Origin of the sequence: Lichenifustis flavocetrariae (genome assembly GCF_026130545.1) — a bacterium.
Classification (GTDB): domain Bacteria; phylum Pseudomonadota; class Alphaproteobacteria; order Rhizobiales; family Beijerinckiaceae; genus Lichenihabitans; species Lichenihabitans flavocetrariae.
Genome location: NZ_JAMOIM010000021.1, coordinates 75,560 through 93,500 on the forward strand (window position 1 = coordinate 75,560; position 17,941 = coordinate 93,500).

The 17,941-nt window shown below is 63.6% G+C and carries 16 protein-coding genes and 1 pseudogene; 6 read left to right on the forward strand and 11 right to left on the reverse strand.

Features of this window, described 5'->3' with window-relative positions; translation table 11 throughout:
* Nucleotide 1 precedes the first annotated feature (1 nt).
* From M8523_RS24400 to trxB, 4 genes are all read right to left on the reverse strand, one after another.
* Nucleotides 2-1,090 (reverse strand): quinone-dependent dihydroorotate dehydrogenase, encoded by a 1,089-nt coding sequence (locus M8523_RS24400; protein ID WP_282587515.1) that lies wholly within the window; start codon nt 1,088-1,090, stop codon nt 2-4.
* Entirely contained in the window at nt 1,087-1,428 is a 342-nt protein-coding gene (locus M8523_RS24405; protein WP_282587516.1) for a DUF952 domain-containing protein, read from the reverse strand. Before M8523_RS24405 ends, M8523_RS24400 begins: the two co-directional genes overlap by 4 nt.
* Before the next feature lie 10 nt (nt 1,429-1,438).
* Nucleotides 1,439-2,332 (reverse strand): LysR family transcriptional regulator, encoded by an 894-nt coding sequence (locus M8523_RS24410; RefSeq protein WP_282587517.1) that lies wholly within the window; start codon nt 2,330-2,332, stop codon nt 1,439-1,441.
* An 82-nt stretch (nt 2,333-2,414) separates the two neighbouring features.
* Complete coding sequence (trxB, locus tag M8523_RS24415) at nt 2,415-3,416, reverse strand: thioredoxin-disulfide reductase (protein ID WP_282587518.1); 1,002 nt, start codon at nt 3,414-3,416, stop codon at nt 2,415-2,417.
* A gap of 346 nt (nt 3,417-3,762) precedes the next feature.
* Between trxB and M8523_RS24420 the strand changes: the two genes are divergently transcribed.
* Nucleotides 3,763-4,458, forward strand: coding sequence for a 2OG-Fe(II) oxygenase (locus M8523_RS24420; protein WP_282587519.1), 696 nt, complete (start codon nt 3,763-3,765; stop codon nt 4,456-4,458).
* Between the two features lie 14 nt (nt 4,459-4,472).
* Here M8523_RS24420 and M8523_RS24425 read toward each other — a convergent pair whose 3' ends face one another.
* The 5 genes from M8523_RS24425 to M8523_RS24445 all read right to left on the reverse strand — a co-directional run bounded on the left by M8523_RS24425 (nt 4,473) and on the right by M8523_RS24445 (nt 10,503).
* Nucleotides 4,473-5,489, reverse strand: a complete 1,017-nt coding sequence (locus M8523_RS24425; protein ID WP_282587520.1) for a mitochondrial fission ELM1 family protein — start codon at nt 5,487-5,489, stop codon at nt 4,473-4,475.
* Nucleotides 5,490-5,502: 13 nt separating this feature from the next.
* Nucleotides 5,503-6,024, reverse strand: coding sequence for a hypothetical protein (locus M8523_RS24430; RefSeq protein ID WP_282587521.1), 522 nt, complete (start codon nt 6,022-6,024; stop codon nt 5,503-5,505).
* A gap of 2 nt (nt 6,025-6,026) precedes the next feature.
* Nucleotides 6,027-6,500, reverse strand: a complete 474-nt coding sequence (gene greA, locus M8523_RS24435; protein ID WP_282587522.1) for a transcription elongation factor GreA — start codon at nt 6,498-6,500, stop codon at nt 6,027-6,029.
* Nucleotides 6,501-6,671: 171 nt separating this feature from the next.
* Complete coding sequence (gene carB, locus M8523_RS24440) at nt 6,672-9,995, reverse strand: carbamoyl-phosphate synthase large subunit (RefSeq protein WP_282587523.1); 3,324 nt, start codon at nt 9,993-9,995, stop codon at nt 6,672-6,674.
* Between the two features lie 265 nt (nt 9,996-10,260).
* Complete coding sequence (locus M8523_RS24445) at nt 10,261-10,503, reverse strand: hypothetical protein (RefSeq protein WP_282587524.1); 243 nt, start codon at nt 10,501-10,503, stop codon at nt 10,261-10,263.
* A gap of 80 nt (nt 10,504-10,583) precedes the next feature.
* On the opposite strand from M8523_RS24445, the gene M8523_RS24450 reads away from it, so the two are divergent.
* Both M8523_RS24450 and M8523_RS24455 read left to right on the forward strand, forming a co-directional pair.
* A complete protein-coding gene (locus M8523_RS24450; protein ID WP_282587525.1) occupies nt 10,584-11,294 on the forward strand; it encodes an SDR family oxidoreductase in 711 nt (236 codons plus the stop codon).
* Nucleotides 11,295-11,481: 187 nt separating this feature from the next.
* Nucleotides 11,482-12,300 carry a creatininase family protein gene (locus M8523_RS24455; protein ID WP_282587526.1) on the forward strand — a complete coding sequence of 273 codons (819 nt, stop codon included), beginning with the start codon at nt 11,482-11,484 and terminating at the stop codon, nt 12,298-12,300.
* A gap of 476 nt (nt 12,301-12,776) precedes the next feature.
* On the opposite strand, the gene M8523_RS24460 is transcribed toward M8523_RS24455, so the two are convergent.
* Nucleotides 12,777-13,952 (reverse strand): aminotransferase, encoded by a 1,176-nt coding sequence (locus M8523_RS24460; protein ID WP_282587527.1) that lies wholly within the window; start codon nt 13,950-13,952, stop codon nt 12,777-12,779.
* A 455-nt stretch (nt 13,953-14,407) separates the two neighbouring features.
* On the opposite strand from M8523_RS24460, the gene M8523_RS24465 reads away from it, so the two are divergent.
* Genes M8523_RS24465 through M8523_RS24475 form a run of 3 tightly spaced genes read left to right on the forward strand, consistent with a single transcriptional unit; the run spans nt 14,408 to nt 16,524 of the window.
* Nucleotides 14,408-15,199 carry a transporter substrate-binding domain-containing protein gene (locus M8523_RS24465; RefSeq protein WP_282587528.1) on the forward strand — a complete coding sequence of 264 codons (792 nt, stop codon included), beginning with the start codon at nt 14,408-14,410 and terminating at the stop codon, nt 15,197-15,199.
* Between the two features lie 12 nt (nt 15,200-15,211).
* Entirely contained in the window at nt 15,212-15,868 is a 657-nt protein-coding gene (locus M8523_RS24470) for an amino acid ABC transporter permease (protein WP_282587529.1), read from the forward strand.
* A complete protein-coding gene (locus tag M8523_RS24475; protein ID WP_282587530.1) occupies nt 15,868-16,524 on the forward strand; it encodes an amino acid ABC transporter permease in 657 nt (218 codons plus the stop codon). The genes M8523_RS24470 and M8523_RS24475 overlap by 1 nt, the downstream gene beginning before the upstream one ends.
* A gap of 25 nt (nt 16,525-16,549) precedes the next feature.
* Here the strand turns inward: M8523_RS24475 and M8523_RS24480 are convergent.
* Nucleotides 16,550-17,604, reverse strand: a pseudogene (locus M8523_RS24480) (aldo/keto reductase).
* Nucleotides 17,605-17,941 lie beyond the last annotated feature (337 nt).

Consider the following 17,941-nt stretch of genomic DNA (forward strand, 5'->3'; position numbering starts at 1 on the left):
TTCAGAGATCCGCTGCCGGCCGCCGCGTCCAGTCGTGAGCATCGACGCCGATCTGAGAAGAGAGCGATTTCCGGCTGCCGGCCACGCATCGGCTGAGATCCTGCTTGATGCGACCGACCAGTCCCAGTCCTTGGAAGACGAGACCCGAATAGAGTTGCAGGAGCGTCGCGCCGGCGCGAATCTTCGCCAAGGCAGTGGAAGGACTGTCGATGCCGCCGACCCCGATCAACGGGAACTGACCGTCGACACGGATGAAGCTTTCCGCAAGAAGTCGCGTGCTGGGATCAAAGAGCGGCCGGCCCGACAACCCGCCTGTTTCGACCCCCTCCCGAGACTGCAAGCGGGCTGGGCGATTGACGGTCGTGTTCGACACGATGAGACCATCGATGCCGCGCCGCCGTGCCACACCGACGAGATCGTCGAGTGCCGTCAGGTCGAGGTCGGGAGCGATCTTGAGAAGGAGGGGTTTGCGGCCGTGCCGCTGCACGAGGCTGTCGCGCGTTGCCAGGGTCCGGGCCAGGAGGTCGTCGAGCGCCTGCAGCCCTTGCAGGTCACGCAGGCCCGGTGTGTTAGGGGACGAGACGTTGAGCGTGAAAAAATCGGCGACGGCGGCAAAGCGCGTGACACCGGCCATATAGTCGGCGACCCGGTCGCTGGACTCTTTGTTGGCTCCGACATTGACGCCCAGAATGCCCGAGCGCTGCCGTCGAACAAGCCGGCGGGATGCGGCCTCATGCCCGTCGTTGTTGAAGCCATACCGGTTGATCACCGCATGGTCTTTCGCGAGACGAAACACGCGGGGACGCGGATTGCCGGGTTGCGGCCGGGGCGTCAGCGTCCCCACCTCCGTGAATCCGAAGCCGAACCGGAAGGCGGCGTCGGCCAAACTGGCGTTCTTGTCGAAGCCCGCCGCCAAGCCGACCGGATTGGGAAACCGAAGCCCGAACGCCTCGACCGCAAGAGCTGGATCGTCGATGGGTGGTGTCCCGAACGCCGCCATTCGCATCAGCCGGAGAGCGGTAGTGTGGGCCGTCTCCGGATCGAGGGCCCGCAACACAGAGCCGACGAGGCGGTCCGCGACCGCCATCATGCCAGAGCGTCCGGAAAGCGATGGCGGCCGTTCGTATCCAGCGCGAGCTCGATCGTCGAAGACACGTGCTGAAGCGACAGCGGCCCGTAGAGATGTGGAAACAGGGCACCGCCACGCGAGGTTTCCCACCGCAGGGCCGAGCCCAATGCTTCGGTGTCGACCGCGACGAGCAGCAGGTCGTGCTGGCCCGCGAAATGGCGCGCCGCTGTCTCGCCGACCTGATCCGCCGTCGAAAAGTGGATGAAACCATCGGCGAGATCGACGGGTGACCCGCCGAATTCCCCCGCGGCCTCGGCTTGCGACCAGAGCCCGCGCGGCACGATCTTGTAGATCAGCATGGAGCGTCGCTCAAAAACGCCATCGCTGCGCATTGCTGACCAGGAAGTCGCGGAAAACCTGGACCCGAGCGACGCTCTTCAACTCCTCCGGGTACACCAGATAGCAGTCGAGTTCCGGCATGTCGGTCTGCGGCAGCAGCTGAACAAGTTCGTTACCGGGTTCAATGATGTAGTCGGGAAGGACCGCCAATCCGGCTCCGCTTTGAACGGCGAGCCGCATCGCCGTCATATTATTGACCGTCAGGGCGGAAGGGCGCTGATTCTTGCTGTCACGTCCGGCGTTCTGGAGCGTGTTGAGCAGCAAAGTCAGGTAGTTGGCCGGACCGCCTTCGTAGCCGATCAGGCGGTGGTTGGCGAGGTCATCGAGCGATCGGGGCTGACCGTAGCGCTTCAGATAGTCGGCGGACGCATAGGCGTGATACCGCACGGTGAACAGGCGACGGCGGATGAGATCGGGCTGCATCGGTTCGCGCAGCCGCAGCGCGAGATCCGCTTCACGCATGCCGAGATCGAGTTCCTCATCGGTCAGGATCAGTTTGAGCTTGATGTCCGGATAAAGCGACATGAACTCGCCGATGCGCGGTGCGAGCCAGCTTGTCCCGATGCCGAAGGTCGTGGTGATCCGGAGTTCGCCATTGGGTTTCTCGCGGCTGTCGGTCAGGTGGGTGCGTACCGCGTCGAGCTTCTGCATGACGTCCTGCACCGTGCGGAACAGCAGGTCGCCCTGTTCGGTCAGCAGCAGCCCGCGTGCATGGCGGTGGAAGAGGGGAACTTCGAGATCCTGCTCCAGGGCGCTGATCTGGCGGCTCACCGCCGACTGGCTGAGGTTCAGGACCTGTCCGGCATGCGTGAAGGAGCCCGCGTCGGCAGCCGCCTGGAACACGCGCAGTTTGTCCCAATCCACCTGGTCCTCCCTCAATTCCCCAACGGCGAGGTCGAGCTCGCCGTATGTCGTCGACGCAACTGTTCGTCAGATGGCGCCCGTCTCAATCATAGGCACCGATCATATCCTCGTGCCGCAGTTCCGCGGCCCGCACTTTGGCGCTACCCTCGTGTTCCGCGAGAAATTTCTCCGCTTCGAGCGCGGCCATGCAGCCCATCCCGGCCGCAGTGACGGCCTGACGGTAGATCTTGTCCTTGACATCGCCGGCCGCGAAGACGCCGGGAACCGATGTCGCGGTCGAATCCGCTGCGGTGATGATGTACCCCTCGGAATCCGTCGGAACATGGCCCTGGAACACGGCGGTGGCCGGCGCATGGCCGATCGCAATGAAGACGCCGTCCGCAGGCAGCCGCGACACGGCATCGTTCGAGGTCTGCCGCAGTTGAACTCCGGTCACCTTGCGGGGCGTGCCGTCACCCAGGATCTCGTCCACCACGCTATTCCAGATCACCTCGACCTTGGGATGAGCGAACAGCCTGTCCTGCATGATCTTCTCGGCCCGAAAACGGTCGCGCCGGTGGACCACCGTGACCTTGCGGGCATGTCGCGTGAGATAAAGCGCGTCCTCGACGGCCGTATTGCCGCCTCCGACCACGACGACATCCTTATTCTTGAAGAAGGCCCCGTCGCAGACCGCGCAGCCACTGACGCCCGCGCCGAGCAGCGCCTCTTCCGAGGGCAAACCAAGCCATTTGGCCTGTGCGCCGGTCGCGATGATCACGGTGTCGGCCACGTAGGTGTCGCCACCGTCCCCTATGCAGGTGAACGGTCGCTTGCTGAAGTCGACGGAGGTAATGATGTCGAACATCAGGCGGGCACCGGCATGCTGGGCTTGCGCCTGCATCTTTTCCATCAGGTCCGGCCCGAGGATCGAGGTCTCTCCTGGCCAGTTCTCGACATCGCTCGTGATGGTCAGCTGTCCGCCGGGCTGAAGGCCCTGGACGACGATCGGTTCGAGATTGGCGCGGGCGGCGTAGACCGCAGCCGTATAGCCGGCGGGACCCGCTCCGATGATAAGCGCCTTTGTTCTATGCATTGTGGGCATGGGACGATCCGATTGGCCGCACACGGCTCCTGCACGTGGGGTGTGCTCGTCACGCGGCACTGTTGATCTTAGTCATAGGGACGCGCGTTCCGTCCTGCAAGGCTTGCAGGGTTATGCGCGGACCTCAAACAGGAGCGTCAAGTCTGCAGGAATTCCAAAGAAGCATGGCGTTCTTGCAGCCGTAGGATGGGCAGCATAGGTTGGCTCTCCATCCGGAACACCGTGTTTCGGCTCGAACAATGGCCCGACGCCGCGCGCAGACGGCTGACATAGGTGCGTGAGACGGTGAGGCTCGCAAATGCGCGGTCGGTCGTCTCGCTGAACGCCCAAGATACGGATGCTACCGATGACCTTAGCTACCGCGACCCGTTCGACAGGACCGTCCCCGACGGTCACTGACATCATCAAGGCGGTCAAGACGAGCGTTGCAGACCGGCGCAGCTTTGCCGAGCCCTATCCGCATTATCTTGTGGACGGGCTCTTCCCGAAGCACGTGGCCGACGAACTCGCCGATCTGCCCTTCGCGGCCCCCGCGCTCGACGGCGTGTCGGGTAAGCGCGAACTGCATAACGACACGCGGTCGTATTTCGATGAAGCCAATATGGGCCGCTTTCCGGTGATGGCGGATGTGGCGGAGGCGCTTCAGACGCCCGAGGTGATCGCCCTTTTTTCCAAGGCCTTCGATGCGCCGCTCGACAACACTTACCTTCGGCTTGAATACGCGCAAGATATCGACGGTTTCTGGCTCGAACCGCACACGGATCTCGGGGTCAAGAAGTTCACCTGCCTGATCTATCTTTCTCAAGGGCCGGGCCACGAGTTGCTGGGCACCGACATCTATGCCAGCAAGGAGCAGCACTTCGGGACATCACCTTTTATCCGAAATGCGGCGATGATCTTCGTGCCCGGAGCGAACACATGGCACGGCTTCGAGAAGCGCCCCATCACCGGCGTTCGGAAGTCCGTGATCCTGAACTATGTGACGCCCGACTGGCGTGCGCGTGAGCAATTGTCCTTTCCGGATCAGATCATCCGCACCTGATCAGGCTGCGGATGTCAGGAGCCCGACATCCGCCTCTGCGCGCGAAAATGATGGTATCGCGCCGCGACGCCCTCGGCGATCTCCGGCGTGGCATCCACAGGCGCATAGCTGAACCGCTCGATCCGTCCGGCCCACCGCCGGGCTGCCCCGATCTCGACCATGCGATCGATGAAGCGGGTCATTTTGAGGTGGCCGCCGCTCGATTCGACGATATGGATCGGGACCCCTGACATGGCCGCCTCGCCGATCATGTTCACGCTGTCGCCCGTGATCACGATGGCGTCGGAGAGGGCCAGGATGGGCATATAGGGGTTTTCTCCTTGGCCGTCCCACACGAAGGCCCGACCCTCCTCGAGGGCCGGCCCCAGTGTCTCGCGGAAGGCCGCGAGCACGAAGTCGGGTGTGCGACGTGACGGGGTGACCATCACGCTGTAGCCGTTGCGCAGGACCTGTGCCGCGATCCCCGTCAGACGTGCAGCGTCTTCGCTCTTGAACTTATACTGGCCGCTGGGACCGCCGAGAACGAAACCGACGCGCGGGGCTTGCAACGGAGCGAGCCGGATATCGGGGCACTCACGCGCCGCCTTGAAGCCTTCGGCGGTCAGGCGATGCGGCGATGTCAGGGTCGTGACGACATTGTCCCCGCGCAAGGCGTCGTGCTCCGGGACGTAGATGACGTCCGCGGCCTTCAATCCGCGATAAGGATCCTTGCTGAACACCGTGAACGTCCGGCCCCGCGAAGCCCTTTTCACGGTCAGGAGATACGGCACCGTCCGTCGACCCGACGCGATGACGATGTCGGGAAACGGGGGGGCAATCGGGCTTGAGCGTCGCGAAGGACCATCCCGCCAATCCACCGGCCCATAGGGAGCCATCCACGACCAGGGGGCCCGGGGCTCCACCAGCCGGCGCTCCGGACTCAGCCCCAAAGCCTCGGCAATGCCGAAACAATGGACCTCGTCCCCGATCTTTCCGTCGGTAATGACCCAACTCGTGGTTCCGACAGGAAGGCGCGGTGAAATACGGGTCACACCGACAGTAGGCTCAAAGCTGCATCTCGCGCCTGAGCCAATAAGCAAACTGGGTGCAGAGAGAGTCGATTCGGCGCGCATCGATGTCAGGGAGGTAATAGGCGCCGCTGTAGCTGGCCGGAAGGGTAACATGTAGCCGTGTGCTTGCCTGAACCTGACGTCCCATCACGACAAGCCCGGCGCCGTCCATCGAATCCAAACTCTGGAGTGCGGCCCCGGGCGAGATCGCGTCGGCATATCCGGACAGGTACAGCGTGTCGATGCGGGCGACCAGCAGAGGTGCTTGATGGCTGGCGGGCACCAGGAGATCGGCGAAAATCTCCTTCATCTTACCGGGCAGAACGCGCTGGATCATCGCCGCCGACATGCCACCACCCCGGGCCGCGAGCGGCCCCGCGTCGACCCGCACCGCGCTGAACCGTACTGGTGCCGAGGGCGCGGTCTCCTGCGCCCAGGCCCGAAGTGGCAGCCCGGCCGCGGCAAGCGTGGCACCCGCAAGAAAGCGACGGCGAGACAGGGACGGACGTGTCGGCATTCTTACCGGAAAGCCACTTTCACGACTTCATAGCTCTTGCCGCCACCCGGTGTATTGACCTCGACCGTGTCACCCACCTTCTTGCCGATCAGCGCCCGCGCGGTCGGTGAAGTGATCGAAACCTTGCCGAGCTTGACGTCGGCCTCGGTCTCTCCGACAAGCTGGAAGGTCTTCTCCTCTTCGGTGTCTTCGTCGATGAGATTGACGGTCGCGCCGAATTTGATGGTGGTCCCGGATAGCTTCGAAACGTCGATTACTTCGGCGCGCGACAGCTTGTCCTCGATTTCGGCGATACGCCCCTCGTTCAAGGACTGTGATTCTTTCGCGGCGTGATATTCAGCGTTTTCGGACAGATCACCGTGCGACCGGGCTTCCGCGATCGCCTGGATGATACGCGGGCGCTCTTCCTGCTGACGCGTCTTCAACTCCTGTTCGAGGGCGGCATAGCCCGCCGTCGTCATCGGCACCTTGTCCATGGCTAACTCTTTCTACGTGGCGACCGGCTATCCGGTCTGCCTCTCCCCGAAATTCCTGTGCGGTCGTCCAGCGTCGCCGAGCCGAAAACGCAAAAGAGGCTCAGAGGCGTGAGCCGAAAGCCCTCGCCCTAAGCCGCTTCAATCGACCCGCAGACCGCCGGGGCGCTCCGTTCAGTCGAAATAGTCCTGCAAGGCCCGCACTTCCAGATCCCCGCCCTTATAGGCGCCTATCCCCTGCGCGGCCGCGATCGCACCCGCAATAGTCGTATAATACGGCACCTTGTGCAAGAGGGCCGCCTGGCGGAGGGAGCGCGAGTCCGACAAGGCTAGAGCGCTCTCGGTCGTGTTGAACACGAGCTGAATACCGCCGTTCTTGATGGCGTCGACCACGTGCGGGCGGCCTTCGGAGACTTTGTTGATCTTGATGGCGGGAATGCCCTCCGCCTGCAGGGCCCGAAAGGTGCCGCCTGTGGCCTGGATGCGGAACCCCAGCGCCGCGAGAGCCTTCATGGTCGCCATGATGCGGGGCTTATCGGCGTCCTTCACCGAGACGAAGACCGTCCCCTCCACCGGCACTTTCGTGCCGCCGCCGAGCTGGCTCTTGGCGAACGCGGCCTCGAAGGTGCGGGCGAGACCGATGACCTCGCCGGTCGACCGCATTTCGGGTCCGAGCACCGTATCGACGTTCGGGAAACGAGCGAAGGGGAACACGGATTCCTTGACGCCGACATGGTTCAATTCTCCCGCCTTCAAATGGAACGAGGCGAGTGTCTCGCCGGCCATGATCCGCGAAGCGATCTTGGCGAGCGGCTTACCGATCACCTTGGCCACGAACGGCACCGTGCGCGAAGCGCGTGGATTGACCTCGAGGACGAAGATCGTGCCGTCCTTGATGGCGAACTGGACATTCATCAGGCCACCGACATGGAGGGCAAGAGCCATTTTGCGGGTCTGGCGCTCAAGCTCAGACAGCGTCTCGGGCGAGAGCGAGCGTGGTGGTAGAGAGCAAGCCGAGTCCCCCGAATGGATGCCGGCCTCCTCGATATGTTCCATGATGCCGGCCACGAAGACATCCTTGCCGTCGCAGAGGCAATCGACGTCGACCTCCGTGGCATTGGACAGATAGCGGTCGAACAGGAGCGGATTCTCCCCCAGCACGGTATTGATCTGGCCGGTCTTGTCGTTTGGGTAGCGCGCCTTGACGTCGGAAGGCACGAGGCCGGGCAGGGTGCCGAGCAGATAATCGTCGAGGGTGGCCTGATCGCGGATGATCGCCATCGCGCGCCCTCCCAGTACATAGGAGGGTCGCACGACGAGCGGCAGCCCGAGCTTGGCCGCGACCGTGCGGGATTGTTCGACCGAATAGGCAATGCCGTTCTCAGGTTGCCTCAGGTCGAGGCGGTCGAGCATGCGCTTGAAGCGATCCCGGTCCTCAGCGAGATCGATCGAATCGACCGAAGTCCCCAAAATGGGCACGCCGGCTTTTTCGAGCGCCTTGGCGAGTTTCAGCGGCGTCTGGCCTCCGAATTGGACGATCACGCCTTTGAGCGTTCCGGCCTCCCGCTCCTTGTCGATGATGGCCAGCACGTCCTCGGCGGTCAGCGGCTCGAAATAGAGACGGTCCGACGTGTCATAGTCGGTCGACACCGTTTCCGGGTTGCAATTGACCATGATGGTTTCGTAGCCGGCCTCGCTCAGGGCGAAGCAGGCATGGCAGCAGCAGTAATCGAATTCGATCCCCTGGCCGATCCGGTTCGGACCGCCGCCCAGGATCACGATCTTGGTGCGGTCGCTCGGGCGCGACTCATCTGCGGGCGCGCCCGCGAAAGGGGCCGCGTAGGTGGAATACATATAGGCTGTGGGCGAGGCGAATTCGGCCGCGCAGGTGTCGATCCGTTTGAAGACCGGCTTGACGTCCAGTGCCTTGCGGTGGGCCGCCACCGCCTCGGGCGACATGTCAGCCAGGGTAGCGAGCCGGAGATCCGAGAAGCCTGCGGCCTTGAGCATGCGCATCGGCGCCGTCGATGGAGGCAGGCCGAACCGCCGCACCTTGTCTTCGAGATCGACGATCTCCTGCAACCGCTCGATGAACCAATGGTCGATGCGGCACACCTCGTAGATGTCGGCTTGGCTCATGCCGTGACGCAGGGCCTGGGCCACCTTCAGCAGCCGGTCCGGCGTGGGCTTGCCGAGCGCGGCCCGCAAGATCGCAGCATCGTCGCCCTGACCGAGGCCTTCGATCGGGACCTCGTCCAGGCCCGACAGCCCGGTCTCCAACGAGCGCAGCGCTTTCTGCAGGCTCTCCGCGAAGGTGCGCCCGATCGCCATGGCCTCACCAACCGACTTCATGGAGGTCGTCAGGAGGGGCTCCGCGCCTGGGAACTTCTCGAAGGCGAAGCGCGGAATCTTGGTGACCACATAGTCGATGGTCGGTTCGAAGGAGGCGGGGGTCGCGCCGCCCGTGATGTCGTTCGCCACCTCGTCGAGCGTGTAGCCGACCGCGAGCTTAGCCGCGACTTTCGCAATCGGGAACCCGGTGGCCTTGGAGGCCAGCGCCGAGGAGCGCGACACGCGCGGGTTCATCTCGATCACGATCATGCGCCCGTTTTCCGGGTTGATCGCGAATTGCACGTTGGAGCCGCCCGTCTCGACGCCGATCTCGCGCAGCACCGCCAAGGAGGCGTCGCGCATGATCTGGTATTCCTTGTCGGTCAGCGTGAGAGCCGGTGCGACGGTGATCGAATCACCGGTGTGAACGCCCATCGGATCGATGTTCTCGATGGAGCAGACGATGATGCAATTGTCCGCCTTGTCGCGGACCACCTCCATCTCGAACTCCTTCCAGCCGAGCACGCTCTCCTCGACCAGAACCTGGGAGGTTGGCGAGGCATCGAGGCCACCTTCCACGATGTCGATATATTCCTGCTTGTTGTAGGCAATGCCGCCGCCCGTGCCGCCGAGCGTGAACGAAGGGCGGATGATGGCGGGCAGGCCGATCTCGTCGAGGACGGCGAGCGCCGCCGCCAACGTTCTCACATGATGCGAGCGCGGCGTATCCAGGCCGATCTTCGTCATGGCGTCGCGAAACAACTCGCGATCCTCGGCCTTGTCGATCGCGTGAGCGGTCGCGCCGATCAACTCAACATCGTATTCGGCCAGGACGCCCATTTTCTCCAGCGATAAGGCGCAGTTCAGGGCCGTCTGCCCCCCCATTGTGGGCAGGAGCGCAAAGCCGCCCGGTACGGCATGCCGTTCGGCCTTGATGATCCGGGCGACGATCTCGGGGGTGATCGGCTCGACATAGGTCCGGTCCGCCATGTCCGGATCGGTCATGATTGTCGCGGGGTTGGAGTTGACCAGAACGATGCGGTACCCCTCCTCGCGCAGGGCCTTGCAGGCCTGGGTGCCGGAGTAGTCGAATTCGCAGGCCTGGCCGATCACGATAGGGCCCGCACCGATGATCATGATCGTCGTGATGTCGGTGCGCTTCGGCATAGTCACTCTCGGTTCGGACGGATTGGACCTTACGCAGGCGCAAGGCCGTTTCGCTCACATTCCACCTCGCCATCAAAGCCTCGCGGCCTGGATGACGCCCTTGGCGGCATGAAAAAGGGCCGCGAAAGCGGCCCTTCGAGTGGCGCAAGGGCTGGACGGTTTGCGGACCGGGAGACCAGATATCGGCTCAGCCGATCCAACTACCATGGGGTCCCGTAGCCGAAATTCAGGAAGAAGGGAAGTGAGTGGGAGCCTCGGTCGTGTCTCAGTTCGAATTCAGGCTCATCGGCATCTCACCCTCCGACTGGACCCCCAAACGGGGACGCACCTGACCTAGAATGGCGACACGCCCGCAGACCAACATGATGGCTGTTCCGCGAAGAGCCGCGTTGCTGACGCTGCCCTCGGAAAGCGGTGGGTCCGGGGCCGTCAGCGGGTTCAGGTCCACATCATCCATCGCGCGAACCGCTTCGGGTGACAAACCCGACATGGCGTTCTGTGCATCCATACAATGTCTGCAGTGCGTCTGGCGCCAGTCGCCACAGACCCTCACCTTCGCGGCAGACTTTCACCGCGAAGGACATCGCCATGCCTCTGAGTTCATCCGATCCCAGCCCTACGATTCTTATCATCGGAGCGTCACGCGGTCTCGGCGCAGCCATGGCGACCGAGTTTCTGAAGAGAGGTTGGAACGTCGTCGGCACCGTGCAGGAAAGCGCCAGAACCGAGTTGCACGATCTGGCGGACAGACATCCGGGTCTCGAAATCGAGACCCTCGACGTCACCGAACCTGATCAGATCGCGGCATTGCACGACCGTCTGCATGGCCGGAGCTTCGACATCCTTTTCCACAATGCCGGTACCGCCAATAGGAATCCCGGCGACACGATCGCCGAAATCTCAAAGGAAGAGTTCGTGCACGTGATGGTCACCAACGCGCTCAGTCCGATGCGGGTCATAGAGCGCCTGGAAGACCTTGTCCCCGCAAACGGCATGATCGGCATCATGTCGTCGGGGCAGGGCAGCATCAGCAACAACACCAACGGCCGGGCTGAAATCTACCGGGGCAGCAAGGCCGCCTTGAACATGTTCATGCGGAGCTACGCGGCCCGCCACGCCGGAGATGCGCGCGCATTGCTGTTGATGGCGCCCGGCTGGATCCGCACCGCGCTCGGTGGACCCGATGCGACATTCAGCATCGAGGAAAGCATTCCGAAGGTGGTGGACGTGCTTCTCTCGCAGCTGGGCAAACCCGGTCTGCAATATCTCGATCGCGAGGGACGCACCGTTCCGTGGTGAAGCCGGGCTGCAGACGACCCGCGACGCAAAGGACCGGCGCGAGCGAGCGTTGCCGTTCGGCGCACACGGCGCCGCAATATCGACGCTTGGGGCGCGGCGGCGGTTGGTGTCCTGTGTGGTGATCAAAGGACAAACCCATGCCGCTTCATGCCGATCACCGCTTCAAGGCCCTACAGGAAGACCGCACGTGAGGACGTCGTCACGATGGTGGTGGGACCTCTCCACCCGCGAATTCGCCGAGCTCGACATGCAGCGTGTCGTGGCAATCCTTCCCGTCGGCGCAGTCGAGCAGCACGGGCCGCATCTGCCGGTGCGGGTCGATGCTGCCATCAATGCCGGAATCGTGGCGCGGGCCGTCGCGCTGATGCCGGATGACGTGCCGGCGCTGGTTCTTCCCGCCCTGCCGATCGGCAAATCGAACGAGCACCTGGCCTATCCCGGCACTCTGAGCCTGCCCTATGATGTTCTCGGACGCGTCTGGTTCGAAGTCGCCAAAAGTGCATGGCGGGCCGGGGTTCGCCGCATCATCTTCTGGAATTCGCATGGCGGGCAGCCGCAGCTCATGGAGATCGTGTGCCGCGAGCTGCGGGTCGAACTCGGCATGTTCGCGGTCGGGGCCTCCTGGTTCCGCACCATCGATACGGCGGATCTCTACTCGGTCGAGGAGCGGCGGCACGGCATCCACGGCGGAGAATCGGAAACGAGCGTCATGCTGCATCTCCATCCCGATCTCGTTCGCATGGATCTCGCGGAGGATTTCCGTTCGAGCTCACTGGAGCTCGAACGCCAAGGCGGCATCCTGACACCGGAAGGCGGTGTGAGCTTCGGCTGGCAGGCGCAGGATCTGCATCCGTCCGGGGTGGCCGGCAATGCGGCGGCGGCTGACGCGACACGTGGGAGCGAGGAAGTGGAGCGGGCCGCGCAGGCCTTGGTGCGCCTCGTCCAGGAGGTTGCCGCCTACCCGATGGACGCGATCGCGACACGGACGGCCTTCAAGGCGATCTGATCGAGACGCGGCGCTCCGCCGGTGCGCAGGCGGCAGTGCATGCGGCGTCTGGGGAGCCAAGCGCTACTCGCTGAGCCGTCCGCGAATGACGAAGCATCCCCGTCCCGCCGATGCCTCGGTCTCTGATGTTGTCGAACCCGCGCACCCGAGCGCCTCCGAAGCTTGTCAATGTCTCCGGATAGGACGCCATCGCCGTTGCTGTAGGATGTGCGGATATGTCTGAACGTTGCTGTGGCGACAATTGCCCGGGTCGACTCGCCATATTGTTCAGGCAGATCGCCACCGGGCTCGGTCGCTCAGCAGCCGATGATCGCGGTCCGCCTGTCGCCGCCTTCTTCCGCCATTGCCGACAATTGTTGTCGGAGTGCAGAAACCGTCTCGCCAGCGCCGAGAGGGAGATCTCGAGGGTGTGATCGCAGCCGTGCCGCGCCAGGGTGCGATCTTGGCCGCAGGCTCTGTGGCGTGACCAGTCGCCGTCAGGTCTGCGTCGGCAGGATGGCGTGCAGCAGTCGTTCGCCGATCGTCGCGATTTCCCCGTCATCGACATTGGCGAATGCGAAGCGCAGGTGGTCTTGCTGCGCAGGGCCGAAGAATGTGCCGGGGAGCGTGATGATGCCACACTTGCGCGCAAGCCGGGCCGCCGCGGCTTCGCCTGAATCAACGAAGGGGTGCCGCACATAGGCGAAATAGGCACCGATCGCGGACACCGACCAACCCGGCGATGCCGCGATGACGTCCCTGAACAGAGCGGCTCGCCGGTTGATGGTCTGCCGGACGCCGGCGCGCCAGTCTCGGATGCCCTCGATCGCCCAGGCGATCGCACCTTGCGCGACACGGGCCGGGCAGATCGTCATGCAATCGAGGATCTTGCCGATCTCGCTCAGGATGCGCGCATCGCCCATGATGGCGCCAAGCCGATATCCCGGAACCGCATAGCTTTTCGAGAACGAGTAGAGGTGGATCGTCGTGTTCCGCCATCCTTGGTGCCGGAACAGATCGTGTGGCCGCGTCTGGCCCTCAGGCAGGAAGTCCCGATAGGTTTCATCGATCACCAGCATCAAGCCGGTCTCGCTCGCCAGGTCCTGGAAGGCCTCGATGACCGCGGGCGGGTAGGTTGCCCCCGTCGGATTGTTGGGGGTCACGAGAACGATGGCCCGCGTCTCGGCGGAAATCAGCGCACGGGCTTCCGCGACGCTCGGCACGAAACCGTTTTCCGCTCGGCAGGGCAGGGGCACGGCGGCGATCCCCAGCATGTCCAGCGTCATCTTGTGGTTGAAATACCAGGGAACGGGAAGAATGACCGCGTCGCCCGCCCGGGCGAGAGCCAGCATGGTGACGAAGAACGCCTGGTTGCAGCCGGACGTGATCGCAAGGTCGCCCGGACCGATCGAGGCCGCATAGGTGGTGTCGATGTCCGCCGCCAAGGCCTCGCGCAGATCGAGGTCGCCGACAATCGGTCCATAGGTGGTGCGCGCCGGGTCGCGCCCTGCCGCACCGAGGCGATCGAGAAGCTCCTGGGGCGGCGGTGTCCCCGGGACGGCCTGGGCAAGGTCGATCATCGGCCCCAGCCGGCCATCATAGTCCGCCCGACACTGCGCCGCAGCCGGGATCGGTGGAACATCGGTTGCGAGGAGAAGTGAGTTCAAGCTCAAGTGGGAGAAGCCTTCTTCAAAAGCGAGCGTTCGAGCCGTCATCGCGCGTCTCGGGGATCATGCGACTTGCGGGCCGTTGCATTCGCATGGCGGGCCTGAAATGGGTCGAGTTTTCCGCTCAAGGGGCATCGGGCTCCCACACAACACCTTCCCGGCTGCTTGGATCATGCGTGTGCAGGGTCGCTTCGCAAAGCGCAAAAAATCCTGCGCATCGAACCGCCATCGCGCTGACCTGCGGAAGGCAGAGGCTCTCCTTATTGCCGCCCTTCGCAGCATGTTGCCCGGCAATGCGGCGAGGCTGACAGTCGTCCACGATTCTCGCCGCGTTCGAGCTTTTTGCAACTAGCCGCCGCTCCGACATGAGGTCATGTTGGGGTCCGTCGCCTTGCCTCGACCTATCGGCGTCGCGCCGCCAATAGGAGCCGACCCGCTTCCATTTCTCCGGAGACCCAAAGATGTTTCGCCTGCTTCCCCAAGCCCTCGCGACCGCCGTGGGCCTCCTGGCTTTCTGTGCGGGCGGGGCCCGCGCCGATGGATTGGCCGACATTCAGAAATCCGGCGTGCTGAAAGTGGGTGTGTTTGCCGATTTCCCGCCCTTCTCGTCGGTCGGCGCCGACATGAGTTTGAAAGGTTATGACATCGATGTCGCCAAGGCTCTGGCGACTGGCCTCAAGGTCAAGCTCGCGCTCGTCGAAGTCACGGGGCAGAACCGTATTCCGTACCTCACCGGGCATCGGGTCGACGTGCTGATGAGCGTCGGCAAGAATGCCGAGCGCGAGAAGGTCATTGCCTTCACCCAGGCCTATGCGCCTTATTATATCGCCGTGATCGGTCCCAAAGCCACCGATGTGAAAGGTGCCAGCGACCTCGCCGACAAGTCGATTTCGGTCAATCGCGGCACGCTCGAAGACACTTCTCTCACAGCGGCCGCACCGAAAAGCGCCGATATCCGCCGCTTCGACAATTACAGCGCCGTGATGCAGGCTTTCTTGTCCGGGCAGGTGCAACTCATGGCGGTGGGCAACGATGTCGGCGCACAGGTCCTGGCCAAACACACCGATATCGCGCCGGAGCAGAAATTTCAGCTGCTGTCCTCGCCTGACCATCTCGCCATCAACAAGGAAGAGCCGGCTCTGTTGAAAGTGCTCGATGATGCCATCGACGGCATGAAGAAGGACGGCTCGCTCGACAAGGTCTCGACCCAGTGGCTCGGTAAGCCGCTCGACCCCAAGGACCTCGTCGACTGACGCCGAGCCGTCATGCTCGATTTCAGTTGGTTGCCCGACGCGCTCACGGTGCTCGCGTCGGGCGTGGCGACCACGATGGGACTCATCGTCGTGGTCACAGTTTTGGGGACAGTGCTGAGCATCGCCGGGGCAGCGGCGCGGCGCAGCCGCTCCAAGGGGCTCCGTCGTGCGGTCGGAGCCTATGTCGAACTGGTCCGCAACACGCCCTTCCTGGTGCAGCTGTTTTTCATCTTCTTCGGCCTGCCGGGGCTCGGGATCAGGCTGAACGCCGTCACGGCCGCTATCCTGGCCATGACGCTGAACATGACCGCCTATGGCATCGAGGTGGTTCGGGCCGGCCTCGAGGCCGTGCCGAAAGGGCAGGGGGAGGGAGGGGCGGCGCTTGGGCTCAGCCGCACACGGGTCTTTCTCAGCGTCGTGCTGCCACAGGCGCTCCGTGTGATCTTCCCGGCGCTGTCGAGCCAGATCATCATCATCCTGCTCGAATCCGCGGTGGTGTCGCAGATCGCCGTGCGTGATCTCACCTATGAGGCCGATCTGCTGCAATCGCGGACCTTCCGGCCCTTCGAGACCTACCTGGTCGTGACCGGGCTTTACCTGGGCCTCGCCACAGCGATGCGGCGAGGCATGGAGGCAGGTGCGCACCGCTGGATCTTCAGGGGCCGCTGATGGACGAGTTCTCGACCTCCGACATCGTCATCAATCTGCTGCTCGCCGCGCGTTGGACACTCGCGCTGACGCTGGTCGCCTTTTTGGGAGGTGGCGTGGTCGGTTTGTTGATCCTCGCCGCGCGCATCGACCCCCGGCCGTGGCTGGCAAGGTCCGCCAATGGCTATATCGGGCTGTTTCAGGGGACGCCCCTGCTGTTGCAGCTGTTTCTCGTATTCTTCGGCCTGCCGCTGCTCGGCTTGCAGATCGAACCCTGGATGGCGGCCTCGTTCGGGCTGACCTTCTACGCAAGCGCCTATCTGGCCGAGATCTGGCGGGGCGGCGTCGAGGCGCTGCCCAAGGGACAATGGGAGGCGGCGCGGGCGCTGGGCCTCCCCCGGTCCGCCTGTTTGCGCCTCGTGGTTCTGCCACAGGCCCTGCGAATGACGCTGCCACCGGCCGTCGGCTTTCTGGTGCAACTGGTCAAGGCGACCGCGGTGACGTCCATCATCGGCTATGCCGAGCTGATGCGGACCGCCAATGCCATCAACAATGCGACCTTCGAGCCCTTCACGGTCTACGGCATGGTGGCGGCGATCTATTTCGCCCTCTGTTTTCCGCTGACCGCCTATGCGCGTCGGTTGGAGGCCGGCGGCCAGCACCGCTTCGGCCGTTGAGATCAATGCCGAACCGGAACGGAGATCAGGGCGCCGGGTTCCGGTGGATTTGATGGATGGCGTCGATACGGGCTTCCAAGTCGGGCGGGAGTACCACATCAGCCGAGTTCAGCGCCGTTTTCAGCTGGGCCATCGTGGTGGTGCCGATGATGTTGGACGTGACGAAGGGCCGTGACGTCACGAAGGCGAGCGCCATCTGGGCCGGGTGGAGGCCGGCGTCGCGCGCGAGTGTCACATAGGCTCAGATCGCCACGTCGGTGCCGGGCTTTTCGTAGCGCTGGCCACGCTCGAACAAGGTGGTCCGGGCGCCAGCCGGCCGAGCTCCATTGAGGTACTTGCCGGTGAGATAGCCCTGCGCGAGAGGCGAATAGGCCAGGAGGCCCACATCCTCCCGCAGCGCCATTTCGGCGAGGCCGATCTCGAAGGTGCGGCTCAGCAGGTTGTAGACTTTCTGAATGGAGGCGATCCGCGGGCCCTTGCCGATCTCGGCGAGGTGCAGGAAGCGCGACACCCCCCAGGCGGTCTCGTTCGACAGGCGTACGTGACGAATTTTGCCTTCGGACACGAGGCGGCCGGGCGCCCCGAGCGTGTCCTCGATCGGCACACTGTCCTCATCCTTGGGCAGACCGCGGAACACATTGCCTCCGGCGCCGAAGAGCGGGACGGAACGGTCGGGCCAGTGCAGCTGGTAGAGGTCATATAGTCCGTGCGAAGCCGCATCAGGGATTGCTCGACCGCATAGCGGATTTTGGCCGCATCGAGCCGGGCACCCTTTCGGTAGGGGCGAAGCCAATCGCTGCTGCTGCGCCCGCTGACCTTGCTGGCCAAGATGATCCGGTCACGTCGCCCGCGCGAAGCGAGCCATGTGCCCATGATGCGTTCGGTCGATCCCTGCGTCTCGGCCTACGGCGGGATCGAATACATGTCGGCCGTGTCGATGAAGTTGATCCCGCGGTCGACCGCATAGTCGAGCTGGGCATGGCCCTCGGCCTCGGTGTTCTGTTGGCTCCAGGTCATCGTTCCGAGGCAGATCGAGGTGACTTCGAGGCCGGTAAGCCCAAGTTTGCGATGTTCGAACATGGTGGATCCGACTGGGAGGCAGCGTCAGCGAACCGACCTGCGTCGGCTCATTAAGAGCAGCCATGCCGTTTGTCGACGCGACGCCATGGCGAGGTATCCGCGGGTACGAAGCAAGAGCCGCAACAGTGGTCTGCCTTTGATCATCGCTTGCACGGGGTCATCCGGGATCTGCCGAACATAGGAGCAATGCGCTCAGTAGATGTTCATCGCCGTGGTCCATTCCGCCAATCATTTCAGCAGATTGAGCGATGCGTCGGTGTCTTCCATCCTGCTGCCGTGACGATTTTCTGACGGATCTTTGTTTTCTGGTGTTGACGAGTTTGGGAGTGTGGTCCTA